Genomic DNA, 18,727 nt, shown 5'->3' with positions numbered 1-18,727 from the left:
CGACAGCCGAGGACGGATGGGGCGGATGAGCAGCAACGAAGACAGGCTTCTCGAGTATCTCAAGCGCGTCACCGGGGACCTTCGCCAGGTCCGGGAGCGCCTTCGCGAGGTCGAGGAGAAGGACCAGGAACCCATCGCGATCGTCGGCATGGCGTGCCGGTATCCCGGCGGGGTGCGGTCGCCGGAGGACCTGTGGGAGCTGGTGGCCTCCGGCGGCGACGCGGTCGGGGAGTTCCCGGCGGACCGCGGCTGGGACGTGGAGGACGTCTACGACCCGGACCCGGAGACGCCGGGGAAGACGTACGCGCGGCACGGCGGATTCCTGTACGAGGCGGGGGAGTTCGACCCCGGGTTCTTCGGGATCAGCCCGCGCGAGGCCGTGGCGATGGACCCGCAGCAGCGGCTGCTGCTGGAGACCACGTGGGAGACGTTCGAGCGGGCCGGCATCGACGCGGAGTCGGTGCGGGGCAGCCGCACCGGCGTGTTCGTCGGCTCCGGCTACCAGGACTACGTCAACCTGCTGCTCGGGGTGGCCGGCGACGCGTCCGACGGCCACGTCGGCACCGGCAACTCCGCCAGCGTGATGTCCGGGCGCATCGCCTACACCTTCGGCCTGGAGGGCCCGGCGGTCACGGTCGACACGGCGTGCTCGTCGTCGCTGGTGGCCCTGCACTGGGCGATCCAGGCGCTGCGCAGCGGCGAGTGCTCGCTGGCGCTGGCCGGCGGTGTGCAGGTGATGACCACGCCCACCGCGTTCGTGGAGTTCAGCCGCCAGCGCGGGCTGGCCCCGGACGGGCGGTGCAAGCCGTTCGCCGCCGGGGCCGACGGCACCGGCTGGGCCGAGGGCGTCGGCATGATCCTGGTGGAGCGGCTGTCCGACGCCCGCCGCAACAGCCACCAGGTGCTGGCCGTCGTCCGCGGCAGCGCCGTGAACCAGGACGGCGCGTCCAACGGCCTGACGGCGCCCAACGGCCCCGCGCAGCAGCGGGTCATCCGCCAGGCCCTGGCCTCGGCCGGCCTGTCCCCGGCCCAGGTCGACGTCGTGGAGGCGCACGGCACGGGCACGCGGCTCGGTGACCCCATCGAGGCGCAGGCGCTGCTCGCGACGTACGGCCGGGAGCGGCCGGAGGGCCGGCCGCTGTGGCTGGGCTCGCTGAAGTCGAACATCGGTCACTCGCAGGCCGCGGCCGGTGTCGGCGGCATCATCAAGATGGTCATGGCGATGCGCCACGGCGTGCTCCCGCAGACGCTGCACGTCGACGAGCCGACGCCGCACGTGGACTGGTCCGCGGGCGACGTCCGGCTGCTGACCGAGGCCATGGACTGGCCGGAGTCGGACCACCCGCGCCGTGCCGCCGTGTCGTCCTTCGGCGTCAGCGGCACCAACGCCCACACCATCATCGAGCAGGCCCCGGCCCTCGACGAGGAGCCCGCAGGGGCACCCGCCGACGGTCCCCTGGCCTGGGTGCTCTCCGCCAAGAGCGATGAGGCGCTGCGGGCCCAGGCGGCCCGGCTGCTGTCCGTCGCCGGCGGTGACGCATCGCCGGCGGACGTCGGATTGTCGCTGGCCACGACCCGGGCGGCCCTGCGTCACCGGGCCGCGGTGGTGGGGGAGACCCGTGAGGAACTCCTCCACGGCCTGCGCGACCTGGCCTCCGGCACCCCGTCGCCCGGTGTGCTGCTGGGCCGCCCCGCCGGCGGTAAGACCGGGTTCCTGTTCTCGGGCCAGGGTTCGCAGCGCATCGGCATGGGCCGTGAGCTGTACGAGGCGTTCCCCGTGTTCGCCGACGCGTACGACGAGGTGTGCGCGCGTCTGGACGCGCCGGTCGACGTCGATGCGGAAACGCTTCACCAGACGGGGTGCACCCAGCCCGCCCTCTTCGCGACAGAGGTGGCGCTGTACCGCCTCCTCGCATCCTGGGGGGTCCGGCCGGACTTCGTGGTCGGCCACTCCGTGGGCGAGATCGCCGCCGCGCACGTGGCCGGCGCGCTGTCGCTCGACGACGCCGCGAAGCTGGTCTCCGCCCGCGCCGCGCTGATGCAGGCGCTGCCGGCCGGCGGGGCGATGGTCGCCGTGCAGGCCACCGAAGAGGAGGTCCTGCCGCACCTCACCGACGGCGTGAGCCTCGCCGCGATCAACGGCCCCTCGTCGGTGGTGGTCTCCGGCGACGAGACCGCGGCCCTGGCGATCGCCGAGCTCTTCAAGCAGCAGGGCCGCAAGACGTCCCGGCTGAAGGTCAGCCACGCGTTCCACTCGCCCCTGATGGACCCGATGCTGGAGGAGTTCGCGCAGGTCGTGCGCGGGCTGACCTTCGAGGAGCCCCAGCTCCCGGTCGTCTCCAACGTCACGGGTGAGCTCGTCGAGGCGTACACCGCCGAGTACTGGGTCCGCCACGTCCGCGAGGCCGTGCGCTTCGCCGACGGCGTCCGGACCCTCAGCGACCTGGGCGTCACCACCTTCGTCGAGATCGGCCCCGGCGGCGTCCTGAGCGGCATGGCACAGGGCTGCGTCGACGGCGCCGTCACGGTGCCGGTGCTGCGCGCGGACCGCCCCGAGCGGCAGGCCCTCGTCACGGCCCTCGCGGACCTGCACACCCACGGTGTCGCGGTGGACTGGAGCGTCTTCTTCTCCGGCGCGCGGAAGACCGATCTGCCGACGTACGCGTTCCAGCACGAGCGGTACTGGGTGGAGACGCCGGAGCACGCCGCCGCCGACGCGGCGGCGGACCCGGTGGACGCGGAGTTCTGGGAGACCGTGGAGCGCGAGGATCTGCAGGCCCTCGCCGAGACCCTGGACATCGCCGCCGAGGACGCGTTCAGCGACGTGCTGCCGAGGCTGTCGTCGTGGCGGCGGCAGCGCAAGGAGCGGTCCGCCGCCGACGACCGGCGCTACCGCGAGGCGTGGAAGCGCCTGAGCGAGCCCGCTCCGGCCGGCCCCGGCGGCACCTGGCTGCTGGCCGTGCCGGAGGAGGAGACCGGGCAGATCGCCGCGGTCCGCGCCGCGCTCACCGCGCGCGGCGCCGAACTGAGGACCCTGGTCGTCGGCGCGGCGAGCGACCGAGCCGGGCTGGCCGGGGAACTGGCCGTGCGCGGACCGGTCGACGGCGTGCTGTCCCTGCTCCTCACCGGCGCCCCCGTGCTGCCCACCCTGCTGCTCGTCCAGGCCCTGGGCGACGCGGGCGTCGACGCCCCGCTGTGGTGCCTCACCTCGGGCGCGGTGGCCGTGAGCGGCTCCGACTCCGTACGCGACGCGCGGCACGCCCAGGTCTGGGGCCTGGGCCGGACCGCCGCCCTCGAACTGCCCCGCCGCTGGGGCGGCCTGATCGACCTGCCGGAGACCCTCGACGAGCGGGCCGCCGCGCGCCTCGCCGATGTCCTGGGACAGGTACGGGCCGGCAAGTGGGAGGAGGACCAGCTCGCCGTCCGCGCCTCCGGCGTCTTCGCCCGGCGCCTCGCCCACGCACCGGCCCGCCCGGCCACCGCCCACTGGCAGCCCCGCGGCACCGTTCTGATCACCGGCGGCACCGGAGCGCTGGGCGGCCACGTCGCCCGCTGGCTGGCGCGCAACGGCGCTGAGCACCTCGTCCTCACCAGTCGCCGGGGCGCGGACGCCCCGGGCGCCGCCGCGCTGCAAGCCGAACTGGAGGCCCTCGGCGCCCGCGTCACGCTCGCCGCGTGCGACGTGGCCGACCGCGACGCCGTCGCGGCCCTGCTCGCCGAGCACACCTTCACCGCCGTCGTGCACACGGCCGGAGTCGCCGACGCCGGCATGCTGGACGACACCACCCCGGCCGCCTTCGCCGCCGCCCTCGCCGCGAAGGCCGGCGGCGCGGCCCACCTGGACGAGCTGCTGGGCGACCAGGAGCTGGACGCCTTCGTCCTCTTCTCCTCCATCTCCGGCGTCTGGGGCAGCGGCGGCCAGGCCGCCTACGCGGCCGGCAACGCCTTCCTCGACGGCCTCGCACGGCAGCGCCGCGACCGCGGCCTCACCGCGACCGCCGTCTCCTGGGGCCCCTGGGCCGACGGGGGCATGGTCGAGGACGGGGACGACGAGGAGCGGCTGCGCCGCCGCGGACTCCGCGCGATGACGCCCGCATCGGCGATCACCGCCCTGCAGCGCGCCCTCGACCGCGACGAGACCCTGCTGACCGTCGCCGACGTGGACTGGTCGCGCTTCATCGTGCCGTTCACCCTCGGCCGCCCCAGCCCGCTGCTCGGCGACCTCCCCGAGGTGCGCGCCACGCTCGCCGAAGACACCGCCGAGGCGGGCCGCGGCACGGGTGCGCTCGCCGAAAGCCTGGCCGGGCTGTCGCACGAGGACCGGGAACGCGCCCTCGTGGACCTCGTGCGCACGCACGCCGCCGCCGTCCTCGGCCACCGCGGGGCGGGCGCGGTCGAGGCCGACCGGCCCTTCCGGGACCTCGGCTTCGACTCCCTGACCGCCGTGGAGCTCCGCAACCGCGTCAACGAGGCGACCGGCCTCGCCCTGCCCACGACCCTGGTCTTCGACCACCCCACGGCCGCGGACCTCGCCGCCCACCTGCTCGCCGAACTCACCGGCGGCCAGGACCCGCAGGCCACGGCCTCGGCCGCCGCCGCGATCCTGGACGAGCCCATCGCCATCGTCGGGATGGCCTGCCGCTACCCCGGCGGCGTGCGCTCCCCCGAGGACCTGTGGGAGCTGGTCGCCTCCGGCCGCGACGCGATCTCCCGCTTCCCCGGCAACCGCGGCTGGGACGTCGAGGCGCTCTACCACCCCGACCCCGACCACCAGGGCACCACGTACACCACCCACGGCGGATTCCTCCACGACGCCGACGAGTTCGACCCCGCCGTCTTCGGGATCAGCCCGCGCGAGGCCGTCGCCATGGACCCCCAGCAGCGCCTGCTGCTGGAGACCGCCTGGGAGGCCTTCGAACGCGCCGGGATCGCCCCGCACGCGGTGCGCTCCACCGACACGGGCGTGTTCGTCGGCTCCGGCTACCAGGACTACACCGCCCGCCCGCTCAAGGTGCCCGACGGCGTCGAGGGCTACATCCCCAGCGGCAACGCCGCCAGCGTGATCACCGGCCGGCTCTCCTACACCTTCGGCCTGCAGGGCCCGTCCGTCACCGTCGACACCGCCTGCTCGTCCTCGCTGACCGCACTCCACCTCGCGGTGCAGGCGCTGCGCAACGGCGAGTGCTCGATGGCCCTGGCCGGCGGCGTGATGGTGATGGCCGGACCGTCCGCGTTCACGATGTCGAGCCGGCAGCGCGCGCTGTCCGCCGACGGCCGCTGCAAGGCGTTCTCCTCGTCCGCCGACGGCACCGGCTTCGCCGAGGGCGTGGGCCTGGTCCTGGTCGAGCGGCTGTCCGACGCGCGCCGCAACGGGCACGAGGTCCTGGCCGTCGTCCGCGGCAGCGCGGTCAACCAGGACGGTGCCTCCAACGGCCTGACCGCCCCCAGCGGCAAGGCCCAGCAGCAGGTGATCCGGCAGGCCCTGGCCAACGCCCGGCTCGCCCCGGACGAGGTCGACGCCGTGGAGGCCCACGGCACCGGCACCCGGCTCGGCGACCCCATCGAGGCACAGGCGCTGCTGGCCACCTACGGCAAGGAGCGCGCCGGCGACCGGCCGCTGTGGCTCGGCTCGCTGAAGTCCAACATCGGCCACTCCCAGGCGGCCGCGGGCGTCGGCGGCGTCATCAAGATGGTCATGGCCATCCGCAACGGCGTCCTGCCGCAGACCCTGCACGTCGAGGAGCCGACCCCGGATGTCGACTGGTCCGGCGGCACCGTACGCCTGCTGACCGAGCAGACCGCCTGGCCCGACCGGGGCAGGCCCCGGCGCGCGGCCGTCTCCTCGTTCGGCATGAGCGGCACCAACGTCCACACCATCATCGAGCAGGCCCCGGAGAGCACGACCGCCACCGAGGACGAGCAGGCCCCCGTGACCCCGGACGCCACCGCCGCCCGGGCCGCGGACGCCTTCCCGTGGGCGCTGTCCGCGAAGACCGCGCGCTCCCTGCGCGAGCAGGCCCGCCGGCTGCTGAACCACCTCGACCGCACCGAAGGCCTCTCCCTGCCCGGCGTCGGCCGCGCCCTCGTCACCACGCGGACGCAGCTGGAGCAGCGGGCCGTGGTCGTCGGCCGCGACCGGCACGAGCTGCGGGCCGGACTCGCGGCGCTCGCCGACGGCGAACCCGCGGACCACGTGGTCCAGGGCGCCGCCACCGCCTCCGGCAAGGTCGCCTTCGTCTTCCCCGGCCACGGCTCGCAGTGGACGGAGATGGCGAAGGAACTGCTGGAGACCTCCCCGGTCTTCGCCGGGCAGGCGAAGGCCTGTGCCGAGGCGTTCGCCCCCTACCTGGAGTGGCCGCTGCTCGACGTCCTGCGCGCCGAGCCGGGCGCGCCGGGCATGGCCGAGGTGGAGGTCGCCCAGCCCGCGCTGTTCACGGTGATGGTGTCGCTGGCCGCCCTGTGGCGCTCCCACGGCGTGACGCCGGCCGCCGTCGTCGGCCACTCGCAGGGCGAGGTCGCCGCCGCGTACGTCGCGGGCGCCCTGACCCTGGACGACGCGGCCCGGATCGTGGCCCTGCGCAGCCGCGCGCTGACCAAGCTGATCGGCAAGGGCGCGATGCTGGCGGTCGCCATGCCCGCCGACCGGGCCCGCGCGCGGCTGGAGAAGTACGGCGACCGGCTGTCGGTCGCCGCCGTCAACGGGCCCGCCGCCCTGACCGTCTCCGGGGAGCCCGGCGCGGTCGACGAACTCCTGGCGGAGCTCGAGGCCGAGGGCGTGCGCGTGCGCAAGGTCCGCGGCGCCACCGGCGCCGGCCACTCCGCCCAGGTCGAGGACCTGCGCGACGAGATGCTGGAGCTGCTGGCCCCGGTCGCGCCGCGCACGGCGGACGTCCCCTTCTACTCCACGGTGACCGGCACGGTGCTGGACACCGCCGGCCTGGACGCCGAGTACTGGTACCGCAACGCCCGCCGCACGGTGGAGTTCGAGCCGACCGTACGGACCCTGCTGGAGGACGGCCACGGCGTGTTCGTCGAGTGCAGCCCGCACCCGCTGCTCACCGGCGCCGTGCAGGACATCGCCGACGAGGCCGGTGCCGACGCCGTGGCAGGGGCCTCGCTGCGCAGGGACCAGGGCGGCATGGACCGCTTCCTGCGCTCCGTGTCCGAACTGCACGTCAACGGCGTGCACGTGGACTGGGAGGTCCCCTTCGCCGGGCATCCCGCACCCCGCGTGGACCTGCCCACGTACGCGTTCCAACGCCAGCGGTACTGGCTGGAGGACGCGGACCAGGCACCCGCGGGCGCCGACCCGGTCGAGGCCCGCTTCTGGGAGCTGGTGGAGAACACCGACCTGCCCGGGCTCACCGGTGAGCTCGGGGCGGACGACGCCGCCCTCATCGGCCCGGCGCTGCCCGTGCTGTCCGCGTGGCGCCGGCGCAGCCGCGAGAAGTCCACGGTGGACGGCTGGCGCTACCGCGTCTCCTTCCGGCAGCTGACCGACCACCCGGCTCCCGGCCTCGACGGCCTGTGGCTCGCCGTCCTCCCCGCCGGCCTGGCCGACGAGGAATGGGCGCCCTGCGTCGTCGGCGTGCTCGGCGCCCACGGCGCCAAGGTGCGGGTCGTCGAACTCCCCGTCGACTGCGACCGCGCGGACGTGGCGAACCGGCTCGCGGAGGAACTCGGCACCGAACAGCCCGCCGGAGTCCTCTCGATGCTCGGCCTCGCCCCCGGCCGCCACCCCGGCCACCCGACGCTGTCCGCGAGCCTCGCCGCGACCGTGACCCTGGTCCAGGCGCTGGGCGACCTGGACGTCCAGGCACCCCTGTGGTGCGCGACCCGCGGGGCCGTCTCCACCGGCCCCTCCGACCCGCTGCGCGACGCCGACCAGGCACAGCTGTGGGGCCTCGGCATCGTCGCCGCGCTGGAACTGCCCCGCCGCTGGGGAGGCCTGGTCGACCTGCCCGAGGAGCTCGACGAGCACGCCCTGCGCCGCCTGGCCGGAGTGCTGGCCCAGCACGACGAGGACCAGCTCGCCGTCCGCGCCGACGGCGTCTTCGGCCGCCGCATGGTCCGGGCGCGGCCCGCGGACGCCGAGCCCGCCACGCCGTGGCGGCCCCGCGGCACCGTCCTGGTCACCGGCGGGACCGGCGGCGTCGGCCGCCACCTCGCCCGCTGGCTGGCCGGCGCGGGAGCCCGGCACCTCGTGCTCACCAGCAGGAGCGGGCCCGACGCCCCCGGGGCGCGGGAACTGCACGAGGAGCTGACCGCCCTCGGAGCCGAAGTCACCATCGCCGCCTGCGACATCGCCGACCGCGACGCCGTCGCGCGGCTGCTCGCCGGCATCGAGGACCGGCACCCGCTCACCGCGGTGCTGCACGCCGCCGGCACGGCACGCTCGTCCGTGCTGACCCACGCCGGCCTCGACGAGTTCGCCGAGGCCGCGGCCTCCAAGGTCACCGGCGCCGCCCACCTCGACGAACTGCTCGACGGCCGCGAGCTGGACGCCTTCGTCCTCTTCGCCTCCGGCGCCGGCGTCTGGGGCAGCGGCGGCCAGGCCTCCTACGCCTCCGCCAACGCCTACCTCGACGCCCTGGCACTGCGCCGGCGGGCCCGCGGCCTGACCGCGACCTCCGTCGCCTGGGGCGGCTGGGCCGGCGGCGGCATGGTCGACGACGCCGTCCAGGAGCGCGGCGAGAAGCGGGGCCTGGGCTTCATGGCCCCCGAGCTCGCCATCTCCGCCCTGCACCAGGCCGTCGAGCACGACGAGGCGGCCCTGACCGTCGCCCCGATCGACTGGGAGAAGTTCCTGCCCGCCTTCACCGTGGGACGCCCCAGCCCGCTGCTGGCCGACCTGCCGGACGTACAAAGGCTCCTGGAGGCCGAAGAGGCCGCCGACGAGGAGACCGGTGCCGAAGCGGGCCTGGCCGCCGAACTCGCCGGGCTCGCACCCGCCGAGCGGGAGGAGCGGCTGCTGGAGCACATCCGCTCCCAGAGCGCCGTCGTCCTCGGCCACGCCTCCGCCGAGGACGTGCCGCCCACCGCACAGTTCCTGGAGCTCGGCTTCGACTCGCTCACCGCGATCGACCTGCGCCGGCGCCTGTCCGCGGCCACCGGGCTCAGGCTGCCCGCCGGACTGGCCTTCGACCACCCCACGCCCGCGAAGCTCGCCAAGCACCTGCTCACGCAGCTGTCGGGCGCCGCCCGCGACGCCGCGGAAGAAGACCGGCCCGCCGACATGCTGGTGCAGCTCTACCAGCACGCGAGCGAGAACGGCACGGCCGCCGAGGCCATGGGGATGCTGATGGAGGCGGCCCGCTTCCGGCCCTCCTTCGAACAGCCCGGTGAACTGGCCGAGCCGCCCGCCCCGGTGCGGTTCTCGCAAGGCGACGGCCCCTTCGCCCTGATGTGCTTCTCGCCGTACGTCGTACCGGCCGGAGCGCACCAGTACGCCCGGTTCGCCGCACCCTTCCGCGACCGGCTGGACATGTGGGCACTGACCCACCCCGGCTACGAGAAGGGCGAGCCCGTCCCGTCCGACGTGGACGCCGTACTCGGCCTGCACGCGCGGACCGTGCGCGAATGCGCCGGCGGCAAGCCCGTCGTCCTGCTCGGCTACTCCTCGGGCGGCTGGATCGCCCACGGCGTGGCCGCCCACCTGGAAGCCATGGGCGAGCGGCCCGCGGCCGTGGTGATGGTCGACAGCTTCAGCCGCGAGATCCCCTTCGACCACCAGGTGCTCAACGCCATGGCCCAAGCGCAGTCGCAGCGCCTGGACTTCATGAGGTCCGGCGGCGAACAGCTCACCGCCATGGGCCGCTACATGCACCTGTTCGACGACTGGGCCGCGCCGGAGATCGCCGCGCCGACCCTGCTCGTCCGGGCGAGCGAGCCCATGCTGGCCGGCGCCGCGGACGGCGACGGCCGCGCGGCACCGCCCGAGCACGTGGGCACGACCGTCGAAGTGGCCGGAAACCACTACTCGATGATGGAGGACCACGCCGCCACCACCGCCGAAGCGGTGCGTTCCTGGCTGGCTGGCATCGACATCGACACGCCCCGTCAGAAGTGATCGAGGGCTCGCCCGCCCGGCGGATCACGGACACCAACAGCAGCGCAGCACACAGCAGATGTGGGAGAGAGACATGACGAAGGCGCTCTACGAGATCGGTGAGACCCCGCCGCTCGGCGTGGTCCCGCCGCAGATGTACGCGTCGGTGATCCGCCAGGACCGCTTCGGCGAGCCGAAGCAGGCGTTCCGCACCGAGGTCGTCGACACCCCCGCCGTGGGCCGGGGCCAGGTGCTGGTCTACGTGATGGCCGCCGGCATCAACTACAACAACGTGTGGTCCTCGCTCGGCACGCCGGTCGACGTCATCGGGATGCGGCAGCGCCAGGGCGAGACCGAGGACTTCCACATCGGCGGCTCCGAGGCCTCCGGCGTCGTCTGGGCCGTCGGCGAAGGCGTCCGCAACGTCAAGGTCGGCGACCACGTGCTGCTCACCAGCGGCCAGTGGGACGAGACCGCCGAGGACATCCGGATGGGCACCGACCCCCTGGTCTCCGAGAGCATCAAGGCCTGGGGCTACGAGACCAACTTCGGCTCCTTCGCCCAGTTCTGCCGCGTCGACGAGTACCAGTGCCACCCCAAGCCCGCCCACCTGTCGTGGGAGAAGTCGGCGGCCTTCCTGCTCACCGGCCCCACCGCCTACCGGCAGCTCCTGGGCTGGCAAGGCAACACCGTCCGCCCCGGCGACCCCGTCCTCATCTGGGGCGGGGCGGGCGGCCTCGGCTCGATGGCCATCCAGATCGTCCGGCTGGCCGGCGGCATCCCGATCGCCGTGGTCTCCGACGAGGACCGCGCCGCGTACTGCCGCAACCTCGGGGCGGAGGGCACCATCAACCGCCGCGACTTCGACCACTGGGGCCGGCTGCCCGACGTCGGGGACGCCGAAGGGTCGGCGAAGTTCCTGCGCGGCGCCCGCGGCGTCGGCAAGAAGATCTGGGAGATCCTCGGCGAGCGCAAGTCCCCGCGGATCGTGCTGGAGCACAGCGGCCAGGACACCCTGCCGACCTCGATGTACCTGTGCGACAACGCCGGCATGGTCGTCATCTGCGGCGGCACCTCCGGCTACAACGGCGACGTCGACCTGCGCCACCTGTGGATGCGCTCCAAGCGCCTCCAGGGCTCGCACTACGCCAACACCCGCGAGTGCCGCGAGGTCATCAGCCTCGTCGGCGCCGGCATGCTCGACCCCTGCCTGTCCGCCTGCGAGGGCTTCGAGGACATCGGCCGCATGCACCAGATGATGCACGACAACGTGCACCCCTCCGGGAACATGGCCGTCCTCGTGAACGCGCCCCGGCGCGGCGAGACGACCCTCGCACTCCCCGCCGCCTGACCCCTCCCGTCCGGCCCCGGCCGCTCACCCCTCCTCCTCCACCCAGCAAGCGCAAGGAGAGTCATGTCCCAGCCCACCGCCGGCGCGCCCGCCGTACCCAAGGCCCGCACCTGCCCGTTCCTGCCGCCGGACGGCCTCGCCGGCATCCGGGCCGAGGCCCCGGTGACCCGGGCCACCTTCACCAGCGGCCACGAGGCGTGGCTGGTGACCGGCTACGAGCAGGTGCGCGCCCTGCTGCGCGACCCGGCGTTCAGCGTCCAGGTGCCCCACGCGCTGCACACCCAGGACGGCGTCGTCACCCAGAAGCCCGGCCGCGGCAGCCTGCTCTGGCAGGACGAGCCCGACCACGGCGCCGACCGCAAGCTGCTCGCCAAGGAGTTCACCGTCCGGCGCATGCAGGCGCTCCGGCCGAACATCCAGCGCATCGTCGACGAGCACCTCGACGCCATCGAGGCCCAGGGCGGCCCGGTCGACCTCGTGAAGGCCTTCGCCAACCCGGTGCCGTCCATGGTGATCTCCGACCTGTTCGGCGTCCCCGTCGAGCGGCGGCCGGAGTTCCAGGAGATCGCCGAGGCGATGATGCGCGTCGACCAGGACGTCGCCGCCACCGAGGCCGCAGGCATGCGCCTGGGCGGGCTGCTCTACCAGCTCGTCCAGGAGCGCAAGGCCAACCCCGGCGACGACCTGATCTCGGCGCTCATCACCACCGAGGACCCCGACGGCGTCGTCGACGACATGTTCCTCATGAACGCGGCCGGCACCCTGCTGATCGCGGCCCACGACACCACCGCCTGCATGATCGGCCTCGGCGCGGCGCTCCTCCTGGACCGCCCCGACCAGCTGGCCCTGCTCCGCGAGGACCCGTCGCTGGTCGGCAACGCCGTCGAGGAGCTGCTGCGCTACCTCACCATCGGCCAGTTCGGCGGCGAGCGCGTCGCCACCGAGGACGTGGAGCTCGGCGGCGTGCGCATCGCCAAGGGCGAGCAGGTCGTCGCGCACGTCCTGGCCGCCGACTTCGACCCCGCCTTCGTGGAGGAGCCGGAGCGCTTCGACATCACCCGCCGCCCCGCGCCGCACCTGGCCTTCGGCTTCGGCGCCCACCAGTGCATAGGCCAGCAGCTCGCCCGCATCGAGCTGCAGATCGTCTTCGAGTCCCTGTTCCGCCGCTTCCCGACCCTGCGCCTGGCCAAGCCGGTCGAGGAGCTCCGCTTCCGCACCGACATGGTCTTCTACGGCGTGCACGAGCTGCCCGTCACCTGGTGACCCCCACGCCACGGTGAACCCCCCACAGGTGAGCAGCGCCCGCGTTCCCGCGGGCGCTGCTCACCGCGTTCCCGCAGCGCGGAGCCGAACACTAGGGGTTGCCCTACTGCAGGGCGCATAGCCTCCGGACATGGAGATTCCGCATGCCGGTGTCCGTGCTGCCGCGACCCTCACGGCGGCTGCCGCCGCTCCGGCGTTGGCCACCCCCACGGCCAACGCCTCACCGTCATGAGGACCGTTCCCGAATGCATTTTCCCGAATGCCTCAACGCCTCTCCTGCCGGCGGACTGAATTCCCTTTTGCGCAACCCTTTCTGAAGCCCTCCCGCCTCCCCGTCAATTCCACGCCCTCGTATCCGTTCCCTTATTGATGACGGCACTGCCGATCGTTTTGAAAGGCGCGACATGACCGAGACCGAAATCCGTCCCACCGGGTCGCCGGCCCCGTCCTTCCCCCTGGACCGGAAGTGCCCGTACCAGCCGCCGCAGGCCTACGCGGACTGGCGGGGCGACAGCCCGCTGAGCCGGGTCACGCTCGTCGACGGCCGGGAGGCGTGGCTGGTGACCGGGCACGCCGAGGGACGGGCGCTGCTCGCCGACCCCCGGCTGTCCTCCGACTGGGGACACCCGGAGTTCCCCGTCGTCGTCCAGCGCACCGAGGACCGCGGCGGGCTCGCGTTCCCGCTGATCGGCGTCGACGACCCGCTGCACGCCCGGCAGCGGCGCATGCTGATCCCCAGCTTCGGCGTCAAGCGCATGAACGCCATCCGCCCGATGATCCAGAGCCTCGTGGACCGGCTCCTGGACGACATGCTGGCCAAGGGCCCGGTCGCGGACCTGGTGTCGGCGTTCGCCCTGCCCGTGCCGTCGATGGCGATCTGCGAGCTGCTCGGCGTCCCGTACGGTGACCACGACTTCTTCGAGGAGCGCTCCCGCGACTTCGTGGGCGCCGCGACGTCGGCGGAGGCCGACGCGGCCTTCGCCGCGCTGTACGGGTACCTGTTCGAGCTGGTGGCGAAGAAGCAGGCCGACCCTGGCGACGGCCTGCTGGACGAGCTGATCGCGCGCCAGCTGGAGGAGGGCGCGCTGGACCACAACGAGGTGGTCATGATCGCGCTGGTCCTGCTGGTGGCCGGCCACGAGACCAGCGTCAACGCGATCGCCCTCGGCGCCCTGACGCTCCTGCAGCACCCCGAGCAGCTCGACGTGCTGCTGCGCGACCCCGCCGCGATCTCGGGCGTGGTCGAGGAGCTGCTGCGGTTCACCTCGGTCTCCGACTTCATGGTGCGGATGGTCAAGGAGGACATCGAGGTCGGCGGCGAGACCCTCAAGGCCGGGGACGCGCTGGTCGTCTCCATCTCGCTGATGAACCGCGACGCCAAGGCGTACGAGGACCCCGACACGTTCGACATCCGGCGGAGCGCCAAGCACCACGTCGGCTTCGGCCACGGCATCCACCAGTGCCTCGGGCAGAACCTCGCCCGCGCCGAGATCGAGATCGCGCTCGGCACGCTCTTCGCCCGCATCCCGGGCCTGCGGCTGGCCGTCCCGCTGGACGAGGTGCCCATCAAGGCCGGTCACGACGCCCAGGGCCCGGTCGAGCTCCCCGTCACCTGGTGAGCGCGCGGGCGGAAGGAGCGGTGGGAACGGAAGCAGGGGAGGCGGACCGCGCCATGCGCATCACCATCGACCGCGACCGGTGCATCGGCTCCGGTCAGTGCGTCATGACCGCACCGGGCGTCTTCACGCAGGACGACGACGCGCTGGTGGCCCTGGTGCCGGGGCACGAGGACGGGTCCGGGGACCCGCGCGTCCTCGACGTGCCGATGGCCTGTCCGGTGCAGGCGATCGAGATCTCCGAGGGCTGAGCGGCACCGGCCGGCAGGCGTGGGGCCCGCGACCGTACGAGCGGTCGCGGGCCCCACGTCCGTTTCCGCGGAAAGCCCGGACCGGTCCGGGGTTCCCGTGCGAGAGTGGTTACCGGTGGTTTTTTACAGGCGTGTGACAGCCGGGTAATCACCCGTTCATGGAGGGCGAAAAGCCGCCCCGGGCGTGGCGCGAAGGCGGCGGGCGCACTGGCGCGACTTCGACCGTACCGAACCCCCGTAGAAGCCTGCGGCTCGGTACCGAACCTTCGCCGCGGAGCCGCAGTCTTAAGCCCGCCCGGCCGGGCGGTCGTTGACCGCCGGTCCGGTTTCTCACTAGCCTCCCAATTGATTTCACCTCCATGAAGTTTCCTGAAGGGGATTCCTCCCTTGTCGAATGCAGCACCTGCAGCACCGGGCCTGTGCATGGCGAGCCTTGATAAGTCCCTGACGATCCAGCAGGCGAATCAGGAGTTCTTCCGGCAGTTCAACGGCTCGTCCGAGGAAATATGCGGCCGGAGTTTCCGCGACGTGGTTCACCCGAGCGTCCAGCAGCCGCTGATGCGCCAGTTCTCTCACCTGCTGGAAGGAAAGCACCAGCGCTTCGTCACCCCCGTCATCGCGGTGGGGCCGGGCGAGGAGTCGGCGTTCACCGTTCCCCTCACCGCGGTCGCGGTGCGCGGCGGCCTGCCCGACACGACCGCGATCCTGGTCATGATGCCCACGGCCCGGGACGCCGAAGGGACGCGCGTGGTGACCAACCGCAAGAAGATCCTCTCCGCGATGGACGCGCGCATCCTCGAGGGCATCGCCGCCGGCGTCTCCACCGTCCCCCTCGCCTCGCGCCTCTACCTGAGCCGGCAGGGCGTCGAGTACCACGTGACCTGTCTGCTACGGAAACTGAAGGTGCCCAACCGCGCCGCGCTGGTCTCCCGCGCCTACTCCATGGGCGTACTCAAGGTCGGCACCTGGCCGCCGGAGGTCGTGGACGACTTCGTGAAGTGAACGCCCTCCGGGGGCCCGCGGGCTGCGCTCGTTCGCGCCCTAGGTGACAATTCGGCCATAAGGTCCGCGTTCTGACTCAAAGACAGGTGGAAATGTTCACTTCCGTTTTCTACTGTCATGTCGACTGGATCTTGCAGGCCGGCCCCTCCCCAGGGCCGGCCGCCGACGCGCCGATCGTCCCCTGAGGTCGCGTCAGGCTTCATGAAAGGAACACTGTGGCGGTCATCCCCGAGACACGTCATGAGTCTTCCCGGACCCTCGCCGGCCGCTCGGCAGAACTCAACAGCGTGCTGCGCCGTGCGGGCCGGGCCCGCGCCGGAGCCGCACAGGCCGTGCTCGTCCGGGGCCCGGCCGGAATCGGCAGGACCAGCCTGCTGACCGCCGCCGCCGTCCACCTGCGCGCCGACGGCTTCACCGTCCGCACCCTCACCGGCAGCACGCCACCGGCCCGCCCCGCCGCGCCCGGGGCCGCGGACCCCACGGCACCCCCGCCCGACCCGTACGCCGGCCGCCGCCGCTTCCACGCCCACCTCGTCCGCCGGCTGGCCGCGGGCCCGCTCGCCATCGTCGTCGACGACGCCCAGTGGTGCGACGAAGCGTCCCTGCGCTGCCTCGACTTCGCCCTGCGCCGCGTCGCCGCACAGCCCCTCCTCGTGCTCCTCGCCCAGCGCACGGAGACCGACGGCCCCGGCACGGGCGTCCTCGCCGAACTGCTGGCCCAGGACCGCTGCACCCTCCTGGAGCTGGGACCGGTGAGCGAGTCCGGCACCGGCCGGATGATCGACCGCGCGCTCGGCGGGCCCGTGGACCCGCTCTTCGCGCGGCGCTGCGCGGAGATCTGCGGCGGCAACCCGCAGCTCCTCGGACGGCTCCTCGCCGGGCTCCGCACCGCCGGGATCCGCCCCGACCGCAGCGGCCTGCGCCGGCTGCGCACGGTCTACGGCGGCATCCTCGCCTCGCTGATCCCCGACTTCCTGGCCGTCCAGCCCGGCCCCGTACGCCAGGTCGCCACGGCCCTGGCCGTCCTCGGCCGCGCCGACCCCGACCTGCTGGGCGCGCTCGCGGGCATACCGGCCCGGCGCGCGGAAACCGCCCTGACGGTGCTGCGCCGGTTCGAGGCCGCCACCCCCGGAGCGCGGGGAGCGGTGATGCGCGACCCCCTTCGCCGGGCCGTCCTGGCCGGCCTGCCCGCCGGTGCCGTGCGCGAACTGCGGGCCCGCGCCGCCCGGCTGCTCAACGACGCCGGCCGGCCCGCCGCCGACGTCGTCGCCCAGCTCCTCCACCTGGACCGCATCGACGAACCCTGGATGCTCGGCGTCCTCCGCGACGCCATAGCCGCCTCACCCGGCCGGGCCGCCGGTCCGGACGTGGTCGGCTGCCTGCGGCGCGCCCTGACGGCACGGCTCACCGCCGCCGAACGCAAGGACGTCCACCGCGAACTGGCGCGGGCCTGCGCCCCCACCGCACCGGCCGCCGCCCTGTGGCACCTCCACAAGGCCCTCGCCGCCGCCGGCGACGCCCGCGAGAAGGCCACCATCGCCACGGACTACGGCCTCTCGGCCGTCGGCACCCGCCAGGCGACCGACGCCGTGCGCACCCTCGGCCGCGTCCTCGACGACCTCGACGCCGGCCTGGGCGCAGACCCCGGGCCCGCCGACCGCGAACTGCGCACCACCATCGCCTCGGCCCTCCTGGTCACCGCCGTCAACGACACGTCGGCCGTGTCCGTCGCCCGCGAACGGTCCCTCACCTGGTCCCTGCCCCGCGGCGACAGCCCCGCCGAACGCCAGCTGCTCGCCGCCATGAGCGTCATGACCTGCCTGGAGGGCCGCCCGGCCGGAGAAGCCGCCGCACTCGCACGCAAGGCCCTGCGCGTGGAGGAGGCCGCCCCGGCGGGCTGGTGGGTCCTCGGACCCTCCACCGTCCTCAGCCAGGCCGACGCCGTCGACGAGGCACTCGCCGGCCTGGAGCGCTCCTGCTCGGGCGGCTCCGCCCGCCAGGCCGCGCGCGTACGCGTCCCGGCGCTGGCCGGCCGCTCCCTCATCCTCCACAACGCCGGCGACATCACCGGCGCCCTGCGGCAGGCCCGGGCCGCCGTCGCGCTCGCCGAACGGTCCGGCCAGGGCGACCCCGCGCCCCTCGCGCACATAGCCCTGGGCAGCGCCCTGCTCTCCGCCGGCCGCACCGCCGAGGCGGGCCTCGTCCTGGACCGCCTCGTACGCACCGACGCCGCGCTCGAACGCCGCCTCTACGAATGGCACCACTACCTCTACGTCCGGGGCCGGGCCCTGCGCGAACACGGCGACCTGGAAGGCGCCGTGGCCGTGTGGCGCAGGTGCGGCCGCAGCCTGGCGGAAGCCGGCGTCGCCAACCCGCTCCTGGCCCCCTGGTGGCTGCCCGCCACCACCACCCTCGCCCGCCTCGGCCGGACCGACGAGGCCGCCGAGATCATCGAACAGGCCCGGCCCGGCCTGCAGCGCTGGGGCACCCCCCGCGCCCTCGGCCTGGGCATGCTCGCCACCGCCTGCGTCGCCGACGGCCGGGCCCGGCTGCGGCTGCTCCGCGACTCCGTGGACGCCCTGGCCGCCTCCCCGGCCCGCCTGGAGCTCGCCAAGGCCGAATACCAGCTCGGCCACGAACTGCTGCGCCACGGCGACGCCGACGGCGCCCGCCGCCACCTGCGCCGCGTCATCGAAAGGGCCACCCACTGCGGATACCACCAGCTCGCCGCCATCGCGCGCCGGCTGCTGGTCACCGCGGGCGGCCGGATGCCGCAGCTCGCCGCCAATCCGCTCGACTCCCTCACCGGCAGCGAACGCCGCGTGGCCGCCCTGGCCCGCGACGGAGTCAGCAACAAGAAGATCGCCGAGGCACTGTTCATCACCACCCGCACCGTCGAGATGCACCTCACCAACGTCTACCGGAAGCTCGACGTACGGGGCCGCTCCGAACTCCCCGGCGGCCTCCGCCCCTCCGGACTCCTGGCGACGGGCCGGTGACCGGGACGACGGCCATGCCACCGACCAGCGCCCCCCGGCCCGGCCGCCGCACCCCCGGGGACGCCCCCGCCGAGCCCTCGCCGCTCGCCGGGCGCGAACGCGAAGAGGCCCTGCTCACCGCCGCGCTCCTCAACCTGCGCCGGGGCCGGCCCGCCGTCGCCGGCGTGCACGGCCCGCCCGGCATCGGCCGCAGCACC

The 18,727-nt window shown here is 74.1% G+C and carries 8 protein-coding genes; all 8 read left to right on the top strand.

Annotated elements, in window-relative coordinates:
• Window positions 1-25 precede the first annotated feature (25 nt).
• Window positions 26-10,069 carry a type I polyketide synthase gene (locus B7P34_RS23830; protein WP_106679615.1) on the top strand — a complete coding sequence of 3,348 codons (10,044 nt, stop codon included), beginning with the start codon at window positions 26-28 and terminating at the stop codon, window positions 10,067-10,069.
• Window positions 10,070-10,142: 73 nt separating this feature from the next.
• The gene (gene ccrA / locus B7P34_RS23825) at window positions 10,143-11,399 is read left to right on the top strand and encodes a crotonyl-CoA carboxylase/reductase (protein ID WP_106679613.1); all 1,257 of its coding nucleotides are present in this window, start codon (window positions 10,143-10,145) and stop codon (window positions 11,397-11,399) included.
• Between the two features lie 63 nt (window positions 11,400-11,462).
• Window positions 11,463-12,662 carry a cytochrome P450 gene (locus tag B7P34_RS23820; protein ID WP_106679612.1) on the top strand — a complete coding sequence of 400 codons (1,200 nt, stop codon included), beginning with the start codon at window positions 11,463-11,465 and terminating at the stop codon, window positions 12,660-12,662.
• A 404-nt stretch (window positions 12,663-13,066) separates the two neighbouring features.
• The gene (locus B7P34_RS23815) at window positions 13,067-14,281 is read left to right on the top strand and encodes a cytochrome P450 (protein ID WP_106679610.1); all 1,215 of its coding nucleotides are present in this window, start codon (window positions 13,067-13,069) and stop codon (window positions 14,279-14,281) included.
• Window positions 14,282-14,301: 20 nt separating this feature from the next.
• Window positions 14,302-14,529, top strand: a complete 228-nt coding sequence (locus tag B7P34_RS23810) for a ferredoxin (protein WP_223268154.1) — start codon at window positions 14,302-14,304, stop codon at window positions 14,527-14,529.
• A gap of 423 nt (window positions 14,530-14,952) precedes the next feature.
• Window positions 14,953-15,531, top strand: a complete 579-nt coding sequence (locus tag B7P34_RS23805; RefSeq protein WP_106679608.1) for a LuxR C-terminal-related transcriptional regulator — start codon at window positions 14,953-14,955, stop codon at window positions 15,529-15,531.
• A 215-nt stretch (window positions 15,532-15,746) separates the two neighbouring features.
• Entirely contained in the window at window positions 15,747-18,530 is a 2,784-nt protein-coding gene (locus tag B7P34_RS23800) for a helix-turn-helix transcriptional regulator (protein ID WP_106679606.1), read from the top strand.
• A 14-nt stretch (window positions 18,531-18,544) separates the two neighbouring features.
• Window positions 18,545-18,727, top strand: a 183-nt coding sequence (locus B7P34_RS37610) for a hypothetical protein (RefSeq protein WP_223268153.1), incomplete at its 3' end; no start/stop codon positions are given.

The organism is Streptosporangium nondiastaticum, assembly GCF_003011965.1.
Lineage (GTDB): Bacteria > Actinomycetota > Actinomycetes > Streptomycetales > Streptomycetaceae > Streptomyces > Streptomyces nondiastaticus.
Note: the sequence above shows the minus strand (reverse complement) of the source record. Positions and strands in the feature narration are given on the sequence as shown.